Raw genomic sequence first — 24,978 nt, 5'->3', positions numbered from 1 at the left:
AGAACTATGAAAAACATCCTGAAAAACGCGGAGAATGCCGAAAAGCTGCTGGAGCTGACATCGGACACCATGATTTTATTGGACAGAAACGGCATCTGCGTGGACATCGCAGTACATAACGCAGACTTGTGGTTTTTGAAAGAAAATCAGTTACTGGGCAGGAACATACTCCAACTGCTACCGTCTGTTACCTACCGGCAGGTTTACCCCGAATTCAAGAAAGTACTTGCGTACAAGGAAGTTTCCGCCCGGAACTACGAACTGACTATCGGCAGCGAGACCTACTTCTTTAAGTGCATCATGCGCCCCTACGAAGATATGGTGCTCTGCCAATACCGCGACATCACCGAACGTAGCCAGCGCAAACGGGAACTGGAAAAGAAAAACCACGAACTTAATGAAATACAGAAAGCCGCCCTCATCGGAAGATGGAAATACAACTCCGGCAGGCAATGCTTCTACTACACCGGTCACTCCGGTGTAATGTGCACTGCAGAGGAACAGGAAATTCCGCTTCAGGACTACACTATGTACATCCTGCCCGAGGATAGGGAAATATTCGGCAAGTGGCTGGCACAGAACCTTCAGGGAAATACAGAAAACAGCATAGACTACCGCATCCTTTTCAAGAAACGGATATTCTATATCCGCCTGAAAACCTTCTCGCACGAAACACTCCCCGACGGAACCGGCATTCTGGAAGGCTACATACAGAACATTACCGACATCCAGCAACGGCGCAATGACATCACCCTGCTGACACACGCCATCAATAACTCCACCGAAGACATATTTGCCGCCCGTGAAGACGGTACGCTCGTCTTTGCCAACCGCCGTTTCCGGGAGCATCACAACATCAGCATAACGGACGACGTCAGCACACTGAACATCTACCGGATAAACGCAAATGCACAACAAGACGAGAATTCCTGGCAAAGATTAATCAAGTCACTCAGAAAGGGAGAAAAACGTAACGGCTTCATCCTCTACCATCCCCTGCCCGAACACCCCGAAGTGCTGGCTATGGAAGGAAGTGCCTATTGGGTGACAAGCGACAAAGGCGAGGCCATCCTATGGGGATTCAGCCGGGACATCACCCAACGCATCAGGAACGAGCAGCAAATCAAACGGTTCAGTCAGATTCTGGACAAAACCATTGAAAACCTGCCTGCCGGTATCGTTGTCAAGGACATCCAAAGCGGCTTTAAATACCTGTACCGCAACCGCGAATCGTACAACCGCAACATCCCCCTTAAAGAGGCATTGGGCAAAGACGATTTCGACTTCTATCCTCCCGAGCTGGCACAAGAGAAGAGAAAGCAGGATGTTGAAATAGCCCGGACCGGAATCGAGAAGCATTGGATTACCGAAGAGCACGACCAGAACGGTAAATCCATCTTTCTGGACAAACGGAAGGTGCGTATTGAAAGCAACGACTTCCCACCCATCCTATTGAGTATCGAATGGGACATCACCGAAATGGAACGGATGAAACGGGAACTGCTCGTGGCCAAAGAGAAAGCGGAGACTTCCGACCAGTTGAAATCGGCTTTCCTTGCCAATATGAGCCACGAGATACGTACCCCGCTCAACGCCATCGTAGGCTTTTCCAGAATCATTGCCGAGAGCACCGATGCCGAAGAGCGGCAAAACTACTACGACATCGTGGAAGCCAACAACGAAAGACTTCTGCAACTGATAAACGAAATCCTGGACCTCTCCAAGATTGAAGCAGGCATCGTAGAATTCACCATCACCCCGGTGCGCCTGCACCCGCTCTGCAAGGAAATACACGACGCACTGAAATTCCGCTGTCCCGAAGGTGTGGAGCTTGTTTACGAAGCCTCGGACGAGGAGATTACCGTTGAAGGCGACAAGAACCGCATCTTCCAAGTTATATCGAACCTCATCGGAAATGCCTTCAAATTCACCACAAGAGGCAGCGTCGGCTACGGATACCGCCGCAAAGGAAACGAAATAGAATTTTACGTCAGCGACACCGGCATCGGCATCCAAACTGACAAACTGGCAAAGGTCTTTGAACGCTTTGTAAAGGTGAATACCTTTGCGCAAGGTACGGGATTGGGACTGTCTATCTGCAAAACCATTATCGAACGATTGGGCGGAACCATCTCCGTCTGTTCGGAAGTGGGGAAAGGAACGACTTTTACCTTTACCCTGCCTCTGGCAAAAGACAAAAGGGAAACAGCGGAGGAACAGAACTCTGTATCCGAAACCAGCTTCAACACTCCCGGCAATGCAGAAACAGGCAACAATACTTACGGCCTTAATGAAGAAACGCACGAACACCAAGCGACACAAACAACCGGAGCATCCCGGGACACCCGGCAGCCCACTATCCTGATAGCCGAAGATACGGACAGCAACTACATCCTTGCCAAAGCAATATTAGGAAAGTCATACCACCTGGAACGCGCCAAGGACGGCATGGAAGCCGTAACCATGTTCGAGGAGCTGCATCCGGATTTAATTCTGATGGATATGAAAATGCCCAACCTCAACGGACTGGACGCAACGAAAATCATCCGCGAGCTTTCGCCCGGGATACCCATCATAGCTCTTACCGCCTATGCCTACGAACATGACAGACAAGCGGCTCTCGATGCAGGATGCAATGATTTCCTGATAAAGCCCTATACGCAGGAGATATTGAAAGAACTGATAAATAAATACCTGAAACAAACAGGTGTGTCAAGCCCGGATAGGCCTTGACACACCCTTACCAATCATTATGCAAAGATATCGCTCCGCTGGATATACGCTATGACGTCTCCCTTATTGACGTTGGCGCCTTGCTGGGCACATACCTCCACAACACGGCCCGTAAAGCCGGTCATTACCTTTTCGTACTCGCCCCACGGTGTAGAGACATAGCAGAACACCTCATCGTGCTGATACTTACGCCCGATAAACGGCGCTGAGGACGGACCTTCCACGGAAACCTCCCAAAGCACCTGCCCTTTGGACGGGGCTATGATAGGATCGGCTTTGGCGCGTTTCAGCTTCTTTATCTCCTCTTCCGAATATCCGCTCTTTGCCATGGAAGTGTCCTTTACGCGCTCCAGCTCGTCGCGGAAACGCTTCTTGGCAACGCCCGACTTATAGTCACGGTACTGCCGGTCGTGCATAGCCAGCTCGAAGAGCTCCTCGTCGTCCTCGCCATACTCCCATCCGTTTTCGTCCATCTCCTTGCGGTATTCGTCCAAAGCATCCGGATAGTTGGACTGTGGGTCTGTGTCGACAAATTCGTAGCCTTTGGATTTGGCAAGCTCCACGATTTCGGGAGCCAGCTTACCCGGCAGGCGTCCGCTCTTGCCCAGAATCATATCCCACGTATGGTTGTCAATCATCGTCCAGCGTTCTTCGCCTTTCACCAGTTGCATCACGTTCATCAGCGCCACGTTCTTGACGTACTGGCTGAACGGGGTCACCAAAGGCGGATAACCCAGCTTGGGCCATACATATTCCACTTCATCGAAAAGCATTACCAGCAGGTCGTCTATGCTGAGTTCGGGCTGGTTCTTGCTTTTCAGTATCATGTTGATACCGGAGTGCACGCCTTTCAGGTCTGCCATCATGGAACCCATCATACCGCCCGGAAGCCCGCACTTCAGGAGCAGGGACGACATATGCTTGTTGGTGGGGTCCATAAAGTAACCGAGGAAATCGTCTATGAATTCCTGCGTCATGGCACGTGCTTTCATATAGGCTTTCATGTTGATATCGGGCACCTGGAAGCCTTTGTCGCGCAGCATGGCCTGTACGGAAATAACGTCCGGATGCACCTTTCCCCATGACATAGGCTCCATAGCCACATCTATTATATCGGCGCCGTTCTCGCATACTTCAAGGATGGATGCCATTGAAAGTCCCGGACCGCTATGCCCGTGATACTGTATCAGTACATCGGGATGTTTCTCCTTGATAGCCTTTGTCAGCTCGCCCAGCATACCCGGACGGCCGATGCCTGCCATATCCTTCAAACAGATTTCGGGTGCTCCCGCCTCAATGAGCTGGTCGGCAATGTGTGCATAGTACTCTACCGTATGCACGGGCGAATGAGTGATGCAGAGCGTTGCCTGCGGTATCATGCCTGCCTCGAGCGCATAGCGGATAGAGGGGATGATGTTGCGCGTTTCGTTCAGTCCGCAGAAAATACGGGTGATGTCCACACCTTGTGCATGCTTTACCTTATACATCAGGCGGCGTACATCGGCGGGAACGGGATACATACGCAGCGCATTCAGTCCGCGGTCTAGCATGTGGGTCTGTATGCCTGCATCATTAAAGGGTTTGGTAAAGGCACGTACTGCCTTGTTGGGGTTCTCGCCATAGAGAAGGTTCACTTGCTCGAAAGCTCCGCCGTTGGTCTCGACCCGGGCAAAACACCCCATTTCGATTATCAACGGCGCGATGCGTACCAACTGGTCCACTCGCGGCTGGTATTTACCGGACGACTGCCACATATCTCGGTAAACAAGACTGAATTTGATTTCCTTTTTCATTGTAATAGGTAATTAGCTATTTGTTCACTCGGTTAACTTGATATATACAAATATAAAGGATTATTCTGACATATAGTCAAAATAACCCCATAAATATTCACTTGAAAGATATGTTTTATATCATTTGGTAAATTGGGAAATAAGAAATTGAGGAACAAGGGACGTAACGTTTGACTTGAGACATCCAAAGTGGCACTTTAGAAGTCTAAAGTACTACTTGGCGATTCTAAAGTTCTACTTTAGACTGCCCGTATCGCTCTCTGTCTTTTACAGCCTCTTTCTCTTCACACATTTTCTTTCACCTCACCGCTGTTTTCCTATTTTTATCCGTCACACAATCCGCTATGCTCCTCAGAGAAACAGCCCCAAGAACTCCCGAAAGAATGCCGGGCAGAAACCGGACAGACTCTAAATGAAGTCCTTCAATTCTTCCTGCAGTTTCTGTCTTGTAAAGAAGATGCGGCTTTTTACCGTTCCGAGGGGGAGTCCGAGGCGTTCGGCAATTTCGCGGTATTTGAATCCGGAAACATGCATGGAGAAGGGCACTTTATAATCGCGCGGCAATGAGTTGACGATGCGGTGCATTTCTTTCAGGTCGTATGCGCCTTCGGTGCTGGCGAAACCGGAATCCTGCGGCATGCTCAGGTGATACAGGTTATCGGTCTGGTCTACGAAAGTCTGTTCACGGACTATCTTCCGGTAGTTATTTATAAAGATGTTACGCATAATGGTATACATCCAACCTTTAAAGTTGGTGTCGGGTTCATATTTATCCTCATTGTCCAAGGCTTTAAGAGAGGTCTCCTGCAACAAATCATTCGCTTCTTCCCGGTCGGCCGTTAATTTGTATGCAAAGCGAAGCAGTTCTTCTTGCACGGCAAGTAAATCTTTTCTAAAACTGTAAGTATTCATACTTTGCTAATTTTTTAAAATGGTTAATATTCGTTTCGGTTTAGTGGTTGCAAGTATACGGAAGTTTCCAAGTCCTGAGGGCTGGAATACGGGTATTCTTTGGGGTGAAAACTATCATTTGACAGATTTCACCCCCTATCTTGACAGTTTTCAGGTGAGATAAAGCGGCTGGTTTTCAGCAGGAAGTACAATTTTGACTATAATCGGCGTACGATTTTGGCTATAATTTATGCCAATATTACCATAAGATAAACAAAATACAGCTATATGAGTTATGAGAAAGAAATAGTATGAGGTATGAGAGAGAAGGTATAAAGTATAAAGTCCCCCTCACCTATCCGTGAATTCCGTGTAATCCGTGCCTAAAAAAAACGGTAAGTATTTCCTTATCCGGTTCCTCAAAAAGCATCGGCAGAAGCAACCGCAAAGTCACTCCTCTTTCTCCTGCCCTTCCTCATCGTTGCCCGAGAGTATGGGCAGGCAAATCTTATATTTCACGGCCAGAATACGGGTGATGAACACAGATATCCCGCCTATCACCTGGCAACCGTAAGACTGCATGCCGGCAAGCCCGCAAATCCAATACATCGTACCGCCCACTACGCACGCCATCGCATAAATCTCCTTACGGAATATGAGCGGTATCTCATTGATAAACACATCGCGTATCACACCGCCCGCAGCTCCGGTGATGCTGCCCATGATAATGGCCACCCAGAAAGGATAGCCCAGAGCCAGGCTCTTGCCCACGCCCACTACCGTAAACAGTGCCAGGCCGATGGTGTCGAATATAAAGAATGTATTGTGCAGATGGATAAGGTGCTTTCCGAAGAAGATAACCCACAGCAATGCCAGTCCGGTACATATCAGATAAATGGGGTCGGTCATCCAGCCGGGAGTCACATCGAGCAACAGGTCGCGTATCGTACCGCCGCCGATGGCCGTTACGAAACCCACGACGTAAGCGCCGAACCAGTCGAAACGTTTCGCCGAAGCCAGCCGTATGCCGCTGATGGCGAAAGCAAATGTACCGATAAAGTCGAGTATCTGAACAAATGTTGGCATGAGAGCATTTCTTTTTTTGCAAAGTAACAAATAATTTCCCTAAGAAAGTGTATTTTTGTACCGCCAATTTATATCAGCAATGAAAATAACCATCGTATCGGGCGCACGCCCCAACTTTATGAAAATCGCTCCCCTCTGCCGCGCCATAGACGCAGCCAGAGAGGCAGGTAAAAATATATCCTATCGCATAGTCTACACCGGACCGCAGGACGACACCACCCTGGACGCCTCGCTCTTCTCCGACCTTGCCATGCGCAAGCCCGACGCCTATCTGGGCATCAGCGGACGCGACCACTCCCAGGTGGCAGCCGCCATCATGCTGGCTTTCGAGCGGGAGCTTGACGAACACCCCGCCCAAGTGGTGCTTGTGGTGGACGACATGACCGCCACCATGAGCTGCGCCATCGTAGCCAAGAAGCGCGGACTGAAGGTGGCGCACGTCATAGCCGGCACGCGCTCGTTCGACATGAACATGCCGCGTGAGGTCAACCGCACGATTGTAGACGCCATCTCCGACTATCTCTTCACCGCCGGCATGGTGGCCAACCGCAACCTCAACCAGGAGGGTATGATACCGGAGTATATCCACTACGTAGGCAATATCCTCATCGACACCATCCGCTACAACCGCCACCGCCTTGTACAGCCGCTCTGGTTCTCCAGCCTCGGACTGCGCAAGGGCAACTATCTCCTGCTCACCCTGAACCGCCACGACCTGCTGGAAAAGAAAGCCGTACTCGGTTCGCTGATGCAGACAGTGGCCGAAAAAGCGGGCGATATGCCCATCGTAGCCCCCATACACCCGTACGTGGAGCGTGCCGTAAAATCATTGGGACTTGACATGCCCAGCCTGCACATCCTGCCGCCTCAAAGCTACCTGCACTTCGGCTTCCTCATCAACCAGGCCAAAGGTATCGTGACCGACTCCGGCAATATAGCCGAAGAAGCCACCTTCCTCGATGTGCCCTGCATCACGCTCAACACCTATGCCGAGCACCCCGAAACCTGGCGTATCGGAACCAACGAGCTCGTTGGGGAGAACTCCTTTGCCCTCTCCGCCGCCCTCGACCAACTGCTGCACGGCGAATGGAAGCACACCACCCTGCCCGACCGCTGGGACGGACGCACCGCCGAGCGTATCGTACAGACGTTGATAAACGGGGAGAAGCTATAAGACCCGCGTTCGGAAAACCGCATAAAAAAGGAGATGTGCCCATACAAAAAAATGCTGGTCCGGCACATCTCCCCACACTAAACACAGTATTGTAAAAAAGAAGAATAGTTTAAGCAAGTCTGTCCATATATTATCATTCGGAGTCATTCCGTATCGTACGTTACTGTACGGCAAGACAAAAGTATCCAATTATACCAAAGGCTCAAAGTTCCAATCCGCCCCATTCTTCCTATACGGCACAAATCCCGACCTATCCTGCCGATATTGATAAATAAAAGGAAGAAAAAGGCAGCGTTCTCCTGCCGGTCCATCACCTTGCCCGTTTCTCTGCCTCTTAAACATCCCTCTCATTCTTTAAAATATATTTGCTTCTTGATTAACAGTAAATTGTTAACTTTGCAGCTTGATTATGAAACGTATGAAACGACTATATAACATTACCCTCATCCTCTTGCTTTTACTATTCGCCTCTGCCGGCGCATCAGCACAGATAAGAGGCGTTATAACGGACTCACTCACCCACGAACCGTTGATGTACATCACCGTGCAATACGAAGGAAAAGGCGTAGGAGGCATCTCCAATGCCGACGGAGAATACCAGGTGGAGACGCGCAAGGGGTGGAATGAACTGACCTTTTCCGCCATCGGCTACATCACCAAGAAAGTGAAGTTCGCCCCCGGTACGAAAGTGCTCAACGTGGCGCTGGCGCCTGCCGATGTAATGCTTTCCGAAGTCGTCGTCAAGCCCAAGAAAGAGAAGTATTCGCGCAAGAACAATCCTGCCGTGGAGTTTATGAAGAAGGTCATCGAGCACAAAAAAGCCCTGAAGCTCGAGGAGAACGACTTCTACCAGTACCAGAAGTACGAAAAGATGAAGATGTCCATCAACGACGTCACGCCGGAGAAAATGGAGAAAGGCATCTACAAGAAATTCTCTTTCTTCAAGGACCAGGTGGAAGTGTCGCCCAAGACCAACAAGATGATTCTACCCATCTCCATCAAGGAGACGGCTTCCAGAACCATCTACCGCAAAAGTCCCAAAAGCGAGAAGACCATCATCGAGGGAATGAACTCCAACGGCATCGAGGAGTTCTTCAACACGGGCGATATGTTAGGTACTATCCTTACCGATGTCTTTTCCGACGTCAATATCTACGACGATGACATCCGCCTGCTGCAACGCCGCTTCGTAAGCCCTATCGGACGCGGAGCCATCAGCTTCTATAAGTTCTACCTGATGGATACCCTCATGGTGGACAAGCAGGAGTGCGTGCACCTCACCTTCGTGCCGCAGAACCCGCAGGACTTCGGTTTCACAGGACATCTGTACGTAGTGAAAGACTCCACCTATGCCGTAAAGAAAGCCGTGATGAACCTGCCCAAAAAGACGGGTGTCAACTTCGTGAAGAACCTCGACATCGTGCAGCAGTTTGAGCAACTGCCCGACAGCAACTGGGTGCTCACCGACGACGACATGACCGTGGAACTCGCCCTGATGAAAGGCATACAAGGCCTGGAAGTGCAGCGCACCACCAAGTACAGCGACTATAAATTCGACGAGATAGAACCCCGCCTGTTCCGCCTGAAAGGCAGCGTCATCAAGGAAGCCAACATGCTTGCCAAGAGCGACGAATACTGGGCCAAAGTGCGCCAGGTGCCGCTCACCAAAAAGGAAAGTTCCATGGACGTGTTCATGAACCGCATCGAGCAGATACCGGGCTTCAAGTACGTCATTTTCGGTGCCAAGGCGCTTATCGAGAACTTCGTGGAGACGGGCAGCAAGAAGCACCCCAGCAAGTTCGACTTCGGCCCTATCAACACCATGATTACCAGCAACTACGTGAACGGAACCCGTTTCCGTCTCAGTGGCATGACCACCGGTAACCTGCATCCGCACTGGAGCTTCAGCGGTTACGGCGCCTACGGCACGCGCGACAAGAAGTGGTTCTACTCCGGACAGGCTGCCTACTCTTTCAACAAGCGCGAGTACGTCCTTTGGGAATTTCCCAAGCACTACCTCGCTTTCCAGTACACCTACGATGTGATGTCTCCTATGGACAAGTATCTGGCTACGGACAAGGACAATATGTTCGTAGGCTGGAAATGGACTACCGTAGACCAGATGTCGTACATGCGCGACGCCACCCTGACCTACGAGCTGGAAACCAATACCGGCTTCTCCGTCAAGGCCATGGCGCGCCACCGCAACGACCAGCCCGCCGGCATGCTGCAATACTGGAAGAACAACGGCACTACCCCCGGCGAATGGGACGAGAAAAATACCCTGGTGCACGACATCACCACCACCGAACTCGGAGTGACCCTGCGCTACTCTCCCGGCGAAACGTTTGTCAACACCAAGCAACGCCGTGTTCCCGTGTCGCTGGACGCCCCCACGTTCACCCTCTCGCACACCGTCGGTCTGAAAGGCGTGCTGGGCGGCGAATACAACTTCAACCTCACGGAAGCCAGCATCCGTAAACGTTTCTGGTTCGGTTCGTGGGGTAAGCTGGACGTTACCGCCCGTGCCGGCGCGCAGTGGAACACCGTTCCTTTCCCGCTGCTGAACCTGCCCATGGCGAACCTCTCATACATCACTCAGAACAACGAATCGTTCAACCTCATCGACAACATGGAGTTCCTGAACGACCGCTACGCCTCGCTCGCTCTCAGCTACGACATGAACGGGAAGCTCTTCAACCGCATCCCCCTCATCAAGAAACTGAAATGGAGAGAGATGTTCCGCATCCGCGGCATGTGGGGCACGCTCACGGACAAGAACAACCCCTACAAAAGCAGCAACCCCGACCTCTTCCTCTTTCCGATGCGCGACGGCGTGCCCACCAGCCATGTCATGGGCAAGACCCCTTACATTGAAGCCAGCGTAGGCATCTACAACATCTTCAAGCTGCTGCATATAGAATATGTGCGCCGCCTCACCTATACCGACATCCCGGGGGTGAAGAAAGGCGGAGTGCGCTTTATGATATTGATGATTTTTTAGTTAGTGATTAGCGATTAGTGATTAGTGATGAGCGAGGAGCGGTTATATGGGAGAGGGAATATTAAAAAACAAATCAATGAACTTTGCTATACGCATTGTGAATTTATATAATTTCTTGAATGAAACCAAACAGGAAAGAATTATGTCTAAACAAATACTAAGAAGCGGTACATCTGTGGGAGCCAATATCAGGGAAGGGCAATTTGCCGAGTCCCCAGCCGACTTTATACACAAATATTCCGTTGCTCAAAAGGAATGTTCAGAAACCCTATACTGGCTCGAATTGCTAAATAAAACAAACTACATCACCACAGAGCAATATGTGTCCTTGGATACCGATTGTACGGAACTGATGAAGATGATAACCTCTTCCATCATCACCCGTAAAAAGAATCTGCCCCCTAATCACTAATCACTAACCCCTAATCGCTAACCCCATGCAACCTTTAGCAGAAAGACTCAGACCCAAGACATTAGACGAATATATCGGGCAGAAGCACCTGGTGGGACCGGGGGCTGTGCTTCGTAAGATGATTGATGCGGGACGTATCTCCTCGTTCATTCTGTGGGGCCCGCCAGGAGTGGGTAAGACGACGCTTGCGCAGATTATAGCCAATAAGCTGGAGACGCCGTTCTACACACTCAGTGCCGTGACCAGCGGGGTGAAGGATGTGCGCGATGTGATAGACCGCGCCAAAAGCAATCGCTTCTTCTCGCAGGCAAGCCCGATACTGTTCATTGACGAAATCCATCGTTTCAGCAAGTCGCAGCAGGACTCGCTGCTGGGCGCTGTGGAGCAGGGAACGGTGACGCTGATAGGCGCCACCACCGAGAACCCCTCGTTCGAAGTAATCCGCCCGCTGCTCTCCCGCTGCCAGCTCTACGTACTGAAATCACTGGAAAAGGATGACTTGCTGGAACTGCTCCAGCGCGCCATAACCACGGATGTGCAACTGAAAGAACGGCAGATAGAGCTCAAGGAGACTACCGCCATGCTCCGCTACAGCGGCGGCGATGCCCGCAAACTGCTTAATATCCTTGACCTCGTGGTGCAGTCCGAAACCGCAGACCCCGTTGTCATCACCGACGAGATGGTGACCGAGCGTCTCCAGCAGAATCCCCTCGCCTACGACAAAGACGGGGAGATGCACTACGACATCATCTCCGCCTTTATCAAGTCCATCCGCGGCAGCGACCCGGACGGAGCCATTTACTGGCTGGCACGCATGGTAGAGGGCGGTGAAGACCCTGCTTTCATAGCCCGCCGTCTCGTTATCTCCGCTTCCGAGGACATCGGGCTGGCAAACCCCAACGCACTGCTGCTGGCCAACGCCTGCTTCGATACCATCATGAAAGTGGGCTGGCCCGAAGGACGCATCCCGCTGGCGGAGACGACCATCTACCTCGCCACCAGTCCCAAGAGCAACTCGGCCTATATGGCCATCAACGATGCACTCGAACTGGTGCGGCAAACCGGCAACCTGCCCGTTCCCCTGCACCTGCGCAACGCCCCCACCAAACTGATGAAACAGCTTGGCTATGGCGACAACTATAAATATGCCCACGACTACCCCGGCAACTTCGTGCGCCAGCAGTTCCTGCCCGACGAACTGAAAGACCGCCGCATCTGGGAGCCGCAAGCAAATGCCGCCGAACAAAAGCATAAAGAAAGGATGCAGGCCCTGTGGGGAAAGGAAAGATTTTAGAAATGGAAATTCTGCAGAACAACATTAGAAACAACTTATAATAACACTTATGAAAATAGTAGTCCTCGACGGCTATGCCGCCAACCCCGGAGACCTCTCCTGGGACGAACTGAAGAGCCTGGGCGAATGTACCGTTTACGACCGTACCGCCCCTGCCGAAGTGCTTGAACGTGCTGCCGGAGCAGACATCCTGCTGACGAACAAAGTAGTGCTCGATGCAACAACCATCGCAGCCCTGCCCCAGTTGAAATACATCGGCGTACTTGCCACCGGATACAACATCATTGATACCGCCGCTGCCAAAGAACGGGGTATCACGGTCACCAACATCCCGGCATACAGCACCCCGTCCGTTGCGCAAATGGTTTTTGCCCACATCCTCAACATCACCCAACGGGTGCAGCACTACACCGACGAGATACACAAAGGCCGTTGGACCAACAGCCCCGATTTCTGCTTCTGGGACACTCCGCTCATCGAACTGAGTGGCAAGAAAATCGGTATCATCGGTCTTGGGCAAACCGGCTACAACACCGCCCGCATCGCCATCGGCTTCGGCATGGAAGTACATGCATACACATCCAAATCGCCTTTCCAGCTTCCTCCCGAAATCAAGAAAACGGAGCTCGATGAACTTTTTGCCAACTGCGACATCATCAGCCTGCACTGCCCCCTCACCGACTCCACCCGTGAACTGGTCAATGCCGCCCGCTTGAAACAGATGAAGCCCAACGCCATCCTCATCAACACCGGACGCGGTCCGCTGGTCAACGAGCAAGACCTTGCCGATGCACTGAACAACGGCACCATCTTTGCCGCCGGACTGGATGTGCTTTCGCAGGAACCGCCCCGTGCCGACAACCCGCTGCTCACCGCCCGAAACTGCTACATCACCCCGCACATAGCCTGGGCAAGCGCCGCCGCACGCGAACGCCTCATGCAAATCATGCTGGATAATATAAAAGCTTTCTTGGACGGAAAGCCGATTAATTCAGTAATAAAATAACCAGCAAAAGGGTGTGACGAAAGCTCCGGCAAGCTTGTAGCCGGGGCTTTCGCCACACTTTTATAAAACACACCTGCGTTAATCATGGGAAAAACCGCCGTCAAAGGTCTGTTTCATCTGATACTGATAGCTACCACATTTGCACTGGCTGTTGTCACCATCATCGCATCCCGTTCCGGGCATTACCATCCGGAACATTCCACCATCATGCCCTTGCTGGGACTTGCCGTACCGGTACTGCTGGTGTCCTGCCTGATTGTTGCCCTCTGCTGGGCATTGGCACGCAGGAAATGGGCGTTCGTCACGCTGACGGCTTTCTTCTTCAACTGGGAATACCTTACAGCTGTTATCCGTTTCGGCTCTCCCCACGAAGTACCCGCCACCGCACCGGCACCGAACCGGCAAGGCAAAAACAGCGGTTACCTCACCGTAGCCACCTATAACGTCCATAACTTCGGAAACGAAATTACCGGCTACTCCTGCAAACAGATTGCCAAGTACATGCAGCAACAACACGTCGATGTACTCTGCTTTCAGGAATTCGGCGAAAACAAACACTTCACGGCAGACAGTCTGCGTCGTGCCCTTTCCCATTGGCAATATGCCATTATCCCCGCAGACGACTCCATCCGCGGCATCCTCCCCATCGCCGTATTCAGCCGCTACCCGCTTATCGGCGGACGTTTCATCACCTACCCTCACAGCGCCAATTGCAGCATGCTGTGCGACATCATTCTGAATACAGATACCATCCGCTTGCTGAACAATCACCTGCAAACTACCAGTGTCAGCCAGAACCGTAAAAAATGGGAACGCGAACTTGCCGCCGACAATACACGCCGTGAAGCGCAAGCCGTACAGGATGCAGCGGAAACCCTGCATGAAAACTTCGTGAAACGTGCTTTCCAGACCGACAGCATCTGTCAGCTCGCTACTGCCAGCCCTCACCCCGTACTGGTGTGCGGAGACTTCAACTCCCTACCCTCATCCTACACCTATCACCGGTTCTCCGAGAGCCTCAAGGACGGCTTCAAGACAGGCGGACACGGTTATATGTACACCTACCGTTACGGCAAGCGCATGCTACGCATCGACTATGCCTTCCACTCACCGGAGCTGGAATGCACCGACTACTACTCTCCTAATCTGGATTTATGCAGTGACCACAACCCGGTGATATTTACGGTGAAGTATTAAAAGACGATTCCAAACACCCTCCACTCTGCTATACCGTATTTCCTCTTACGCTCAAGGTACAATAAAAAAATAGAGCTGCCCCGGTTTCCCGGAACAGCTCTACCGTAAAAATAAACATGAACAAAAATATCCTTAGAACGTCAAGCGGATACCCACCTGAGCATGCCAGCGTGAGGAAACATCGCTCTTGGTGATTTCGGACTTGTTGTAAATATAGTTAGGAGTGGTCTGACCGTCCACCGTTGTCAGTTTTGTAACGGAAATCGGTGAAAGGTTATAGAGTGAACCATAGGTTGCTCCCCATTTCTTGTTCAACATATTGGCAAAGTTGATAATGTCGAAAGTAAATTCCAGTTTGCCCAACCCCTTAGGATTATAGATGGTCTGAGCCAGATGGAGATTGATTTCATGTTCCCACTTGGTGAGGTTGGAATTACGCTCGGCATACTGTCCGCGATGATCCTTGGCATAAGCATCACCTTCAATCCACTGTTTGAAAGCTTGGCGGCTTTCTTCGGCAGTCATGGTTACTTCTCCCTTTTTGTTTGTAGCGTCCACGAACTTCATCTTATCCAACTCTTCGTCAGTCGGAATATACAGCAGGGAGTTACCCTTCTGTCCGTCGCCGTTGAAGTCGGAAGTTTCATTCATGGTCAGGCTGTAACGGTTTCCGGAGAATCCGTTATAGATAACAGAGATAGAAGTGCTCATCCAGTTGTTCCAGTATTTCGGAGTAGTATAAGCCACCTGAGCCATTACGCGGTGAGGAATATCGAACTTGGAGAAACCCAGTTCATTACCGCTGTTGGTGTCGCGGGAGTAGTTGTACTTCCAGTTAGAGTAGGCAACGGAAGAAGTTCCGTCGTTTACAGACTTGGAGTGTCCGAAGGTATAAGATGCAGACATGTCAAGACCGAACCCGAAGTGTTTCTCCAGCAAGGCCGAAAGAGCATAGCTATAACCCTTGTTTGTATTCTTCAGGTTGATAATAGAGTAATAGTCACCCGCCTGTACCTTATAAGAAGGAGAAGCGGAAGCCTCTACACCCGGAACGGCATACACCTGTCCGTTTTCCACAAGAGCAAGATTCTCGAAGAATACATTATTCATGGTCTTGGAGTAAACACCCTCGAGAGTCATCTTCACATCACCCGGCAAGAACTGTTCCCAAGCCAGATTGGCACGCAATACCTGCGGATACTTGAACTTCTTGTCGGTAGTCACGATATCCTGCTTCATGCTTCCTGTAGCGGCAGCCAGCGGATTATCCTTGTATTCTCCCAATGAAGGAGCTTCATTGGTATCGTTCTTGCCCGATTCATCCTTGGGCTGGAGAGTAGTACCTTTCTGTTCCATACCCGTATTGTTGAACGAGTTACTGAGCCACACAAACGGTACACGACCGGTAAAGATACCTACACCACCACGGATAAGCGTGCGATGTTCTTCGTCGATATACCAGCTAAAGCCCACACGCGGTGAAACCATCAGCTTGGCACTCGGAGTTTCGCCTACGCGCACACCCATATTACGTCCGGCTGCAAAGTCGTTGAAAGTAGGATTCACAGTAGGTTTGTTGAACAGCAGAGGAATATCGAAGCGGATACCGTAAGTGAAGTTGAAGTCTCTTGACACTACCCATTTGTCCTGAGCATAGAAACCGAACTGGCCAGCTTTCATAACAGGAGCATATTTCAGGTTACCACCCGTCATGTCGGGGTCGCTGTACTTGTAAGTAAACTTGTAGGGCTTGTCTTGCAGGAAGTAATCCAAAGAGTTATAGTACCATGCACCTTCCGAAGCCTGGATAAACAAGTTGCTGATTTTGTAGATTTCGTTGTGAGTACCGAAAGTCAGTGTATGGTTGCCAAGATACCAAGAGAGGTTATCCTCAAAGCTATACACATCCTGATTCAGCTTGTTGGCACCGGAAGAGAACTCCGTACCGATATTGGCTGTAATCTTAGTTTCACCGTCACCGCCTGTGACATTGCTGATTTGTACGCAAGGACCTGAATATTCCGTATCGCGGAAGTCGCGGACAAACGTACCCGACGCACGCAACTCGTTGTAGAGGTTATCTCCCAGACGAGAGTTCAACTCGGCCACTACCGAATTCATCTTGTTGTTCATGCGATAACCGCTGTTGCCGAAATAGTAAGTGGTGGAATTTGCTCCGTACACATCTTTATAAGAGTTGTTGTGCTGGTAGCGTACGGCAAGTTTATGCTTTTCGCTGATATTCCAGTCCACACGTGCCAGAAGGCCGAAAGATTTCTGTTCGATATCACGTTCACCGTAAGTTTCTTCTATACCGGTGAGCTTCTTGTATTGGTCGGCAATCAGCTTGGCAGTGGTGCTGGTGATGTAATTAGTGGTATATCCCGGATAAGTGCTTGAGGGATAGCTGTTCTTCTTACCTTCTGCACTGACAAAGTAGAACAGTTTGTTCTTGATAATGGCACCACCCAACGTACCACCGTAGGTACGGTCGAACTGCTGGGACATCGGCGACTTTTCGTAACCGCGTACGGCACTATACTTGCCATACATATTCTGGTTGTTGAAATAAGTGTAAGCGGAACCGTGGGTTTCGTTCGTACCCTGCTTGGTGATGGCGTTGATACCGCCGCCCGTAAATCCGCTTTGGCGAACGTCGTAGGGAGCCACCACTACTTGAATTTCCTGAATGGCATCCATAGAAATAGGATTGGCGCCTGTCTGAGCACCGTTCGTGCCACCGGCAGAAAGACCGAACACGTCGTTGGCCACCGTACCGTCAATCTGGAAACTGTTGTAACGGTTGTTGGAGCCTACGAAAGTGATACCGCCGTTTTTGGAAGTCATAGCCAACGGACTATTCTTCACGATGTCGTAGATGTTACGGTCTACGGTCGGAGTATTTTCAATAGAGTTGGCAGAGAAGTTGGTAGCAGCACCGCTTTGTGTTTTGGCATCGGCTACGACAACCACTTCATCCAGCAATTCCGAACTGGGGTGCAGTTTTACGTTTTGTGTATAAGTGTTACCTAATTCCAACATGATACCGGTGAACACTGCGCTCTGATAACCTACATAAGACACTGTAAGCTTGTACGGACCACCCGTACGCATACCCTGAATCGTGTAACGTCCATCCACATTGGTAATAGCACCGTACTGTGTACCGGAAGGCTCATGAACGGCAACAATCGTCGCTCCGATTACCGTCTCATTCTGTTCGTCGGTCACCTTACCGCTGATAGCGGAAGTCGTAACCTGCGCATTTACGCCCGCAGCCGTCAGAACCAGCATAAACGTAAAAATAAGTCTTAATACTTTTAACATAATAGCTTTTAATTAGTTTCTTAAAATGTTATATTTTTGAAAACATTGGCAAAGATAAGCAAAATAATATATAAATACATTACAATCATGCTACATTTTTTAAGAATTAAGCCTGATTTTATTTGTCGCATAACCGACCCGCCATGCTTCTTATAAAGACAAACAATACTATGCCATCCTCTACCACCGCCTTTTCTTCTTGCAGGCTTTCTGCAATGCCACACCGAACAGGCAGCAAGCACATTTCAATTCTCTTGGGGAGAGTTTATCCAAATTGTCGAGAATACCGGAAATCGAGTAGTTTTTATCAAGAAACTCATAAGGATCGGCGGCTTCTTCCAAATCCTGCTTTATCAGGCAGGTGCATAGAGGACTTTTATCCATTAGTTTATTTTTTGGGGTTATGTAAGGGGGTATCTTATCTGCTTTACAAAAACATGTTTGGGAAACACCCGCATCGAAAAAATGCACCTCACTCCCCTTACGGAAAGAAAGATGCTCAAAGATAACACTTTTTGCTATTATTTGCATGATTATGGATAAATAATACAATAAAAAGAAGAAATGACCCGCATGACAGAAACATTACCTGATCTTACTTATCGTTACTCAACCTTACCGGGACGAATCGTAAAACACTCCATATTCATAATTTAAAATCAAACATTATTATGGCAATCACTGCAGAACGCACACCAGGTTGTCAGAAAGTCGGGAACAAAACTACATCGATTCGTTATGCCAACATAGCAATATGCTAACCGATATTTTTACTGACATGAAATTGATTAATCTATAAGAAAACAGGAAAACAAAACGGGAGGAACTGCCCTTTGCAGGACAACTCCCCCCCGTTTTTTTCAGAGTTCTTTGAAATGATGTTACATCCTATTATTGCATAACGGGTGTCATTTCATCCCATGTGTAAGTATTATCTTCCTTACTATAGTAGAACGACATTGCATAATTACCGTTGCCACGTCCGCCGTATATCTTATAGATAACAGTATAGCTTATATCCGGGTCGGGATTATTCACCATATCGGGCAGCAGGATGAGCGGGAAGGCTTCTTTTGCCAGACGTTCGTCCATGATAGCCTGGATTTCCTCATCTTTCAAATCGTTCAGATAGCCGTCTACATTGTAATATTGAGTCCAAGTGGAATACTTGTTGTTGATATTGTTATTCTTAGTATCGGCGCCAAAATAGTACTCGGAAGTTGTGTTCTGCGTACTCATAAACTCCGGTTTGTTTTCCTTCACCCACTCTACCAGCTTAGTGTATTCAGCATTGGTGAGAGACAGTTCCTTGATATCGCTGATAAGGTTGGAGAGCTTCCATTCCTTGCCGTCGAACTTCATCACTGTGATGCGCTCGGTGATGGAAACAACAACGGATGCCTTCGGGTTATATACCTCCCAAGCGGAACCGTTGTAACGGTAAATAGCTTTTTTCTCTTTACCGGATACTTTATAAGTTACTTCTACAGTCAGACCTTCCTTGGCAACATAGGTATATTTATTCTGCAGGAATATCGGCAAACAAGCATCAGCCTGCTCATCGGAAACAAATGTGTCATTAGCTCCCGGCTCGCCGGCTTCTGTACCCATAGCGACATAATCCGACTCTTCCAATGAGTATTTCTTATCCGCATCGTAAGGAATAAGCGGCTCTTCTGTCCAACCGTCCGCACCTTTTTTGTAGTATTTAGCCTGAGTAGTGGTAACTCTGTTACTATAATATTTATATATTATCTTACAGATAAAACCTTCCGCCTTGTCAGCATACTTCCCTGCACAGAAATCCGGCAGATAGTCATTCGGATCGATTTTATACGAGAAGTTATCATGTTCACCCGGTTCATTCTTGCCCGTGCCCATTGCATCATAATCTGCTGTGCTCAACTCATAGGCATCTTCATAAGCAGGTTCTTTCTCCTGAGAAGGCATCACATCCGCCACCTTCACCTTAATCTTTGCCGATGATCCCTTATCACAATACGGATAGGTATCCTCAAGCATTTCGATCAATGCTTTTTCTATGGTTGCCTTTCCTGACTCTTCATCACCCTGCACAAGGCTGAAATAGCCTTCGGTAGGATACTTCCCGGTAAATTCTCCTTCGTAGTAGACAATGTCTGTCAGAGGTTCCTGGTCGAAGCCGGGGAAGTTATCTTCGTTATAGTCGCACGCCGTCATCAGGAACGAGGCAGCGCACAAGCCGTATATTAACTTTTTATTCATAATTATAGCTCTTAAAGGTTTAGAAATTGAATTTCAAGCGTACGGAATAAGTACGGCCGAAACCGTAAAGTACACGTGTTGCGGTTTCCCAATCGTGCTTGCTGCCATCGCGTGCATCGGCAATGTATTCCTGATCCAAGAGGTTGTTGACGTTACCGCTCAAAGTGGCACGTACCTTACCGAAGTCGAAGGAATAACCCGCACTCAGGTCGAATGTATGGTAGGAAGGTATCTCCCAGGGTTCTGTAACCACGTATTCATTACCCATACCGGCTTGTCCTGCATCGATGTCATATCCGGCATAGTTACGGGCAAAGAAGTTCCAGTCCAGACTGAGGCGTAAACCTTTCATAGGACGTACATTCACACCCAAAGCAGCTGTAGTCTGTGCCGAACCACCTACGTGGATGTTGTCCATCTTGATATTGGCACGGTATTGCTCTGCATTAGCCATATCGCTCACTACTTCACCGGTCTTCAGGTCGGCAAGCATCTGGCCTGCTCCGTTGTAGTAGAAACCTTTCGCGTTACCGTTCCAACGCCAGTCTCCCCAAGAGAACATACCCGTTACATCAAGCCATCTGAGCGGCTTGGCAACGAAATCAAACTCTATACCCATGTGGTTGGCATTAGCTCCGGTCATGTTCAGCGTCCAGCGGTCTTCTATCTCTACGCCTTCCTCATTCTCATAGTTGTATGTACCTGAGTCGTAGAGTGCCTTGTCTTTCCAACGGGTGTAATAAGCGTTCACATTGGCTGTGAAGAAACCTGTACGGAAACCGTAGCCCAACTCAAAGGACATTACTTTCTCGTTCTTGGCATCGCTGTTGCGTGCGTGTGAGTTCTGAGAGTTGATGAAAGATGTATCGAACATCGGGGCACGGTTAATGTAACCGGCATTGAAGTAGATATTGTTGTACTCGTTGAGGTTATAGTTAATACCGCCTTTGACGTTTCCGCCCAGGTAGTGTTTCTTGTCTGACTTGGCATGTGCCTTATCGTAATACAGACGGTCGTAACGCCAGTAGCTGGTGTTTGAAAGACCACCGGAAACAAATGCGCTCAACTTGTCGTAGTTGTATTCCAACTGTGCGAATACGCCTTCAGACATTACAAAGCCGTCATAGTCGCGGTATATCACATCGCCTACTCCCAGTTTTTGATTCTTGAAATTGGGATCAGCCGCCGCCGCATTATTCTCAACACGTACATTTTTACGGTTGTCTATATCCACGAAGTATGAACCGCCAAAAAGGTCGGTAATCACATTCTGGTGCAATCCTTTGTAGTAACGCAAGTCAATACCACCATAGAAGTCGAAGTTCTCGCCGAACTTGGTGGTATAAGTGGAAAGCAATCCATACCATGTATGGTTGTTCATTGCCTTGGACATTATCATCTTAGAACCGGTAGTACTTGCCGCATTCATGGCTTCTACCTCATCGTATGCAAATGTGCCGTCCACTTCGCGGAATTCATTGTTCACCAGTCCGTTGCTTGCACCATACCACTTGCTGCGGTTGGCAGCATCGCCCGAACCGCTGTAACCGTTACCGCGACCAATGGATACGTACAGTGCCGTACTCAAACTTGATTTGCGGTCTATCTGCCACAAGTGGTTCAATGAAATCTGCGGCTTGTGGTATGAGTTTCTGGATGAGTTGAATACCTGTCCGTTTCTGTAACCGAAAGTGGGGTTATACTTATAAGGACTGTCCTCGCCCATGTATTGCTTTACACGCTGCCATTCCTTGATGGTAAGCCCGTTCTGATTGTTGCGCTGATTATGCCACTGCGGAGCACCGAACGCAGTAAGAGACAACTGGTGATTGTCGTTGAAACGCTTGGCAACACTGGCAAACCAGTTGTAGCCTTCAAACTCCGTACCCTGGATGTATCCGTCACCCCAGGTCTTACCACCCAGCAATGTGAACGCCCAACCGTCTTTGGACAAACCGGACGATACGCTGAAAAGGATTTTATTGTAACCGTCGTTACCCATACCGTAAGATACGAATCCGCCTCGCTTTGCTTCCGTGCTCTTAGTGATGATATTGATAGAACCGCCCACTGCCGGAACAGACACTTTGGCAGCACCCAAACCGCGCTGTACCTGCATGCTGCGGGTTACGTCGGACAAACCTGCCCAGTTGGACCAGTACACCTTCTGGTTCTCCATACCATTCATGGGCACACCGTTAATCATCATGGCCACATTCTCGCTGGAGAAACCGCGGATACGAGTCTGCGCATCACCATAACCACCACCATCTTTTGTGGTATATACACCCGGAGTGGATTTCAGAATTTCGGGAAACTCCTGCGAACCGAGTTTTTCTTCAATGAACACCGGGTCTACGGTAGATACCGCAACCGGAGTTTTACGAGCCACTGCAACGGACGATGTAATCGTCACATCCGACAGCATCACTGCATCAGGTTGCATCTTGATGGTTCCCAACTCTACGGAAGCGCCTTTCTGTGTAATCTTTTTCTTCTGGTCTTTATAACCGATGTATTTGAAAAGTAATGTGGCATTCGAAGCAACGCTTTGCTTGAAATAGCCGTCAATGTCGGTCACGGAACCTTGAGTGGTTCCCTCTACCATAACGGCAGCACCTACCAAAGGTTCGCCGGTTTCAGCGTCGACAAGCTGACCATGCACTGTGGTCTGAGCCCATGCTGCGGAAGTAAATACCAACAACACGGCAACCAACAGAAATTGAATTAGATGTTTTCTCATAATTCTGCTTTTTGTTAATAGATAGTGTTAATTAAAGTTTAAAATGATATTGAGTTGCAAATATACTATTTATATATCAAATAATTATTACGATTGCACTACATTTTTTCAGCCTAATAAAGCATTCTAAAAACTTTTAAAAAAAAAGAAACTCCACAAATATCTTGCAGAGTTTCTTTTTATTACAGATAAAGCAGGTATGCTTTCAGTTTAAAACCCGGACTAATCATTCATTAACTTTCTATAACGAACGCGAGTAGGTTCTTCCTTACCCAAACGTTTCAGTTTATTTTCTTCGTACTCCGAATAGGAGCCTTCAAAGAAAAATACATTAGAATCGCCTTCAAATGCAAGAATATGCGTACAGATACGGTCGAGGAACCAACGGTCGTGACTGATAACAACAGCACATCCGGCAAAATCCTCAAGACCTTCTTCGAGAGCACGCAGTGTATTGACGTCAATGTCATTGGTAGGTTCGTCAAGAAGCAACACATTGCCTTCTTCCTTGAGACAGAGAGCCAGGTGAAGACGGTTGCGCTCACCGCCGGAAAGTACACCGCAAAGCTTTTCCTGATCTGCACCGGAAAAATTGAAACGCGACAAGTAGGCACGGGCATTGATATCGCGCCCACCCATGCGGATGAGGTCGTTGCCGCCGGAAATTACCTGATAAACGCTCTTATTGGGATCGATGTCCTTGTGCTGCTGGTCCACATAGGCTACTTTTACGGTCTCTCCTACCTCGAACTCGCCACTATCGGGCGTATCCAGCCCCATAATAAGGCGGAAAAGGGTGGTTTTACCCGCTCCGTTAGGACCAATGATGCCTACAATACCATTAGGCGGCAACATGAAGTTAAGGTCGTCAAACAAGAGTTTGTCGCCAAAAGCTTTTGCTACATGCTTAGCTTCAATAACCTTGTTGCCCAGACGGGGACCGTTGGGGATAAAGATTTCGAGCTTCTCTTCTTTCTCTTTCACGTCTTCATTCAGCAGTTTGTCGTAAGAGTTCAGACGGGCTTTTCCCTTTGCCTGACGGGCTTTGGGAGCCATACGCACCCACTCCAGCTCGCGTTCCAACGTCTTGCGGCGTTTGCTGGCAGTCTTTTCTTCCTGCTCCATGCGCTTGGTCTTTTGTTCGAGCCAGCTGGAGTAGTTGCCTTTCCAGGGAATACCTTCGCCACGATCGAGTTCGAGTATCCAGCCTGCCACATGGTCGAGGAAGTACCGGTCGTGAGTTACAGCAATTACCGTACCTTCGTACTGCTGCAAGTGCTGCTCCAGCCAGTCGATGGATTCGGCATCAAGGTGGTTGGTAGGCTCATCGAGGAGCAGTATGTCGGGCTTTTGAAGCAACAGACGACAGAGCGCCACACGACGGCGTTCACCACCGGAAAGATGTTTTACCGACTGGTCTTCGGGTGGACAACGAAGCGCATCCATCGCACGCTCCAGCTTACTGTCAAGATTCCAGGCATCGGTAGCGTCAATGATGTCCTGCAGCTCCGCCTGACGGGTGAAGAGCTTGTCCATCTTGTCCTGATCTTCGTAGTATTCGGGCAGTCCGAACTTCTGATTGATTTCCTCGTACTCTGCCAGCGCATCTACAATGGGCTGTACGCCTTCCATCACCACTTCTTTCACTGTCTTCGCGGGATCGAGGTAAGGCTCCTGAGCCAAATATCCTACCGAATATCCGGGCGAGAACACCACTTCGCCCTGATAGGATTTGTCCAAGCCGGCGATAATCTTCAGCAAGGTCGATTTACCCGAACCGTTCAAACCGATGATACCGATTTTCGCTCCGTAGAAGAACGAAAGGTAGATGTTCTTCAACACCTGCTTATTGTTCTGCTGAATGGTCTTGTTCAGCCCTACCATAGAAAAGATAATTTTCTTATCGTCTACTGTTGCCATGTGAGTTAAGTATAAAATATAAAGTATAAAATATAATGTTCGAGATGAAGTGTGAGACTCCTGCACACGAAATTTCGGTACAAACTTACATAAAAACCTTGGATTTTTATGCCAGTCCAATAAAAAACAAGACCACCTCCCTCTCTTTCGCCTT

15 protein-coding genes are annotated in these 24,978 nt (G+C 49.2%); 7 read left to right on the top strand and 8 right to left on the bottom strand.

Features of this window, described 5'->3' with window-relative positions:
* Positions 1-6 precede the first annotated feature (6 nt).
* The gene (locus AB5903_RS06835) at positions 7-2,733 is read left to right on the top strand and encodes an ATP-binding protein (protein WP_368117705.1); all 2,727 of its coding nucleotides are present in this window, start codon (positions 7-9) and stop codon (positions 2,731-2,733) included.
* Between the two features lie 17 nt (positions 2,734-2,750).
* Here AB5903_RS06835 and AB5903_RS06830 read toward each other — a convergent pair whose 3' ends face one another.
* The 3 genes from AB5903_RS06830 to AB5903_RS06820 all read right to left on the bottom strand — a co-directional run bounded on the left by AB5903_RS06830 (position 2,751) and on the right by AB5903_RS06820 (position 6,503).
* Positions 2,751-4,526 (bottom strand): oxaloacetate decarboxylase, encoded by a 1,776-nt coding sequence (locus tag AB5903_RS06830; RefSeq protein WP_117665817.1) that lies wholly within the window; start codon positions 4,524-4,526, stop codon positions 2,751-2,753.
* 408 nt (positions 4,527-4,934) lie between these two features.
* Positions 4,935-5,438 (bottom strand): RNA polymerase sigma factor, encoded by a 504-nt coding sequence (locus tag AB5903_RS06825; protein ID WP_005653557.1) that lies wholly within the window; start codon positions 5,436-5,438, stop codon positions 4,935-4,937.
* 429 nt (positions 5,439-5,867) lie between these two features.
* Entirely contained in the window at positions 5,868-6,503 is a 636-nt protein-coding gene (locus AB5903_RS06820) for a trimeric intracellular cation channel family protein (protein WP_368117704.1), read from the bottom strand.
* Positions 6,504-6,582: 79 nt separating this feature from the next.
* Here AB5903_RS06820 and AB5903_RS06815 point away from each other — a divergent pair, with 79 nt between their 5' ends.
* The 6 genes from AB5903_RS06815 to AB5903_RS06790 all read left to right on the top strand — a co-directional run bounded on the left by AB5903_RS06815 (position 6,583) and on the right by AB5903_RS06790 (position 14,590).
* The gene (locus AB5903_RS06815; RefSeq protein ID WP_005653550.1) at positions 6,583-7,677 is read left to right on the top strand and encodes a UDP-N-acetyl glucosamine 2-epimerase; all 1,095 of its coding nucleotides are present in this window, start codon (positions 6,583-6,585) and stop codon (positions 7,675-7,677) included.
* Positions 7,678-8,095: 418 nt separating this feature from the next.
* Positions 8,096-10,681 carry a DUF5686 and carboxypeptidase-like regulatory domain-containing protein gene (locus AB5903_RS06810; RefSeq protein WP_040315657.1) on the top strand — a complete coding sequence of 862 codons (2,586 nt, stop codon included), beginning with the start codon at positions 8,096-8,098 and terminating at the stop codon, positions 10,679-10,681.
* 46 nt (positions 10,682-10,727) lie between these two features.
* Positions 10,728-11,093 carry a four helix bundle protein gene (locus tag AB5903_RS06805; RefSeq protein WP_005653544.1) on the top strand — a complete coding sequence of 122 codons (366 nt, stop codon included), beginning with the start codon at positions 10,728-10,730 and terminating at the stop codon, positions 11,091-11,093.
* Between the two features lie 25 nt (positions 11,094-11,118).
* Positions 11,119-12,387: a replication-associated recombination protein A gene (locus AB5903_RS06800; RefSeq protein ID WP_005653543.1), complete on the top strand. Its 1,269-nt coding sequence runs from the start codon at positions 11,119-11,121 to the stop codon at positions 12,385-12,387.
* A gap of 49 nt (positions 12,388-12,436) precedes the next feature.
* Positions 12,437-13,393, top strand: coding sequence for a D-2-hydroxyacid dehydrogenase (locus AB5903_RS06795; protein ID WP_060385035.1), 957 nt, complete (start codon positions 12,437-12,439; stop codon positions 13,391-13,393).
* Between the two features lie 84 nt (positions 13,394-13,477).
* On the top strand, positions 13,478-14,590 hold the full coding sequence (locus AB5903_RS06790; RefSeq protein WP_005653540.1) for an endonuclease/exonuclease/phosphatase family protein: 1,113 nt from the start codon (positions 13,478-13,480) through the stop codon (positions 14,588-14,590).
* Between the two features lie 132 nt (positions 14,591-14,722).
* Here AB5903_RS06790 and AB5903_RS06785 read toward each other — a convergent pair whose 3' ends face one another.
* From AB5903_RS06785 to ettA, 5 genes are all read right to left on the bottom strand, one after another.
* Positions 14,723-17,917 (bottom strand): carboxypeptidase regulatory-like domain-containing protein, encoded by a 3,195-nt coding sequence (locus AB5903_RS06785; RefSeq protein WP_368117703.1) that lies wholly within the window; start codon positions 17,915-17,917, stop codon positions 14,723-14,725.
* A 180-nt stretch (positions 17,918-18,097) separates the two neighbouring features.
* A complete protein-coding gene (locus AB5903_RS06780; RefSeq protein ID WP_040315655.1) occupies positions 18,098-18,301 on the bottom strand; it encodes a hypothetical protein in 204 nt (67 codons plus the stop codon).
* Between the two features lie 507 nt (positions 18,302-18,808).
* Positions 18,809-20,161, bottom strand: a complete 1,353-nt coding sequence (locus tag AB5903_RS06775) for a hypothetical protein (protein ID WP_195658008.1) — start codon at positions 20,159-20,161, stop codon at positions 18,809-18,811.
* 19 nt (positions 20,162-20,180) lie between these two features.
* On the bottom strand, positions 20,181-22,904 hold the full coding sequence (locus AB5903_RS06770; protein ID WP_060385039.1) for a TonB-dependent receptor: 2,724 nt from the start codon (positions 22,902-22,904) through the stop codon (positions 20,181-20,183).
* A 222-nt stretch (positions 22,905-23,126) separates the two neighbouring features.
* Positions 23,127-24,824, bottom strand: coding sequence for an energy-dependent translational throttle protein EttA (ettA, locus tag AB5903_RS06765; protein WP_272710654.1), 1,698 nt, complete (start codon positions 24,822-24,824; stop codon positions 23,127-23,129).
* Between the last annotated feature and the right edge of the window lie 154 nt (positions 24,825-24,978).

Origin of the sequence: Bacteroides sp. 2201st1_D9_2201SCRN_220225, from assembly GCF_040928965.1 — a bacterium.
Taxonomy (GTDB): Bacteria; Bacteroidota; Bacteroidia; order Bacteroidales; family Bacteroidaceae; genus Bacteroides; species Bacteroides stercoris.
The sequence above is the reverse complement of the archived record's forward strand: the minus strand, read 5'-3'. Positions and strand labels throughout refer to the sequence as shown.

What these genes read in the sequence shown, in the direction of transcription:
- AB5903_RS06835 (WP_368117705.1), top strand. Translation starts at nt 7, where the DNA reads ATGAAAAACATCCTGAAAAACGCGGAGAATGCCGAAAAGCTGCTGGAG.
- AB5903_RS06830 (WP_117665817.1), bottom strand. Translation starts at nt 4,526, where the DNA reads ATGAAAAAGGAAATCAAATTCAGTCTTGTTTACCGAGATATGTGGCAG.
- AB5903_RS06825 (WP_005653557.1), bottom strand. Translation starts at nt 5,438, where the DNA reads ATGAATACTTACAGTTTTAGAAAAGATTTACTTGCCGTGCAAGAAGAA.
- AB5903_RS06820 (WP_368117704.1), bottom strand. Translation starts at nt 6,503, where the DNA reads ATGCCAACATTTGTTCAGATACTCGACTTTATCGGTACATTTGCTTTC.
- AB5903_RS06815 (WP_005653550.1), top strand. Translation starts at nt 6,583, where the DNA reads ATGAAAATAACCATCGTATCGGGCGCACGCCCCAACTTTATGAAAATC.
- AB5903_RS06810 (WP_040315657.1), top strand. Translation starts at nt 8,096, where the DNA reads ATGAAACGACTATATAACATTACCCTCATCCTCTTGCTTTTACTATTC.
- AB5903_RS06805 (WP_005653544.1), top strand. Translation starts at nt 10,728, where the DNA reads ATGGGAGAGGGAATATTAAAAAACAAATCAATGAACTTTGCTATACGC.
- AB5903_RS06800 (WP_005653543.1), top strand. Translation starts at nt 11,119, where the DNA reads ATGCAACCTTTAGCAGAAAGACTCAGACCCAAGACATTAGACGAATAT.
- AB5903_RS06795 (WP_060385035.1), top strand. Translation starts at nt 12,437, where the DNA reads ATGAAAATAGTAGTCCTCGACGGCTATGCCGCCAACCCCGGAGACCTC.
- AB5903_RS06790 (WP_005653540.1), top strand. Translation starts at nt 13,478, where the DNA reads ATGGGAAAAACCGCCGTCAAAGGTCTGTTTCATCTGATACTGATAGCT.
- AB5903_RS06785 (WP_368117703.1), bottom strand. Translation starts at nt 17,917, where the DNA reads ATGTTAAAAGTATTAAGACTTATTTTTACGTTTATGCTGGTTCTGACG.
- AB5903_RS06780 (WP_040315655.1), bottom strand. Translation starts at nt 18,301, where the DNA reads ATGGATAAAAGTCCTCTATGCACCTGCCTGATAAAGCAGGATTTGGAA.
- AB5903_RS06775 (WP_195658008.1), bottom strand. Translation starts at nt 20,161, where the DNA reads ATGAATAAAAAGTTAATATACGGCTTGTGCGCTGCCTCGTTCCTGATG.
- AB5903_RS06770 (WP_060385039.1), bottom strand. Translation starts at nt 22,904, where the DNA reads ATGAGAAAACATCTAATTCAATTTCTGTTGGTTGCCGTGTTGTTGGTA.
- ettA (WP_272710654.1), bottom strand. Translation starts at nt 24,824, where the DNA reads ATGGCAACAGTAGACGATAAGAAAATTATCTTTTCTATGGTAGGGCTG.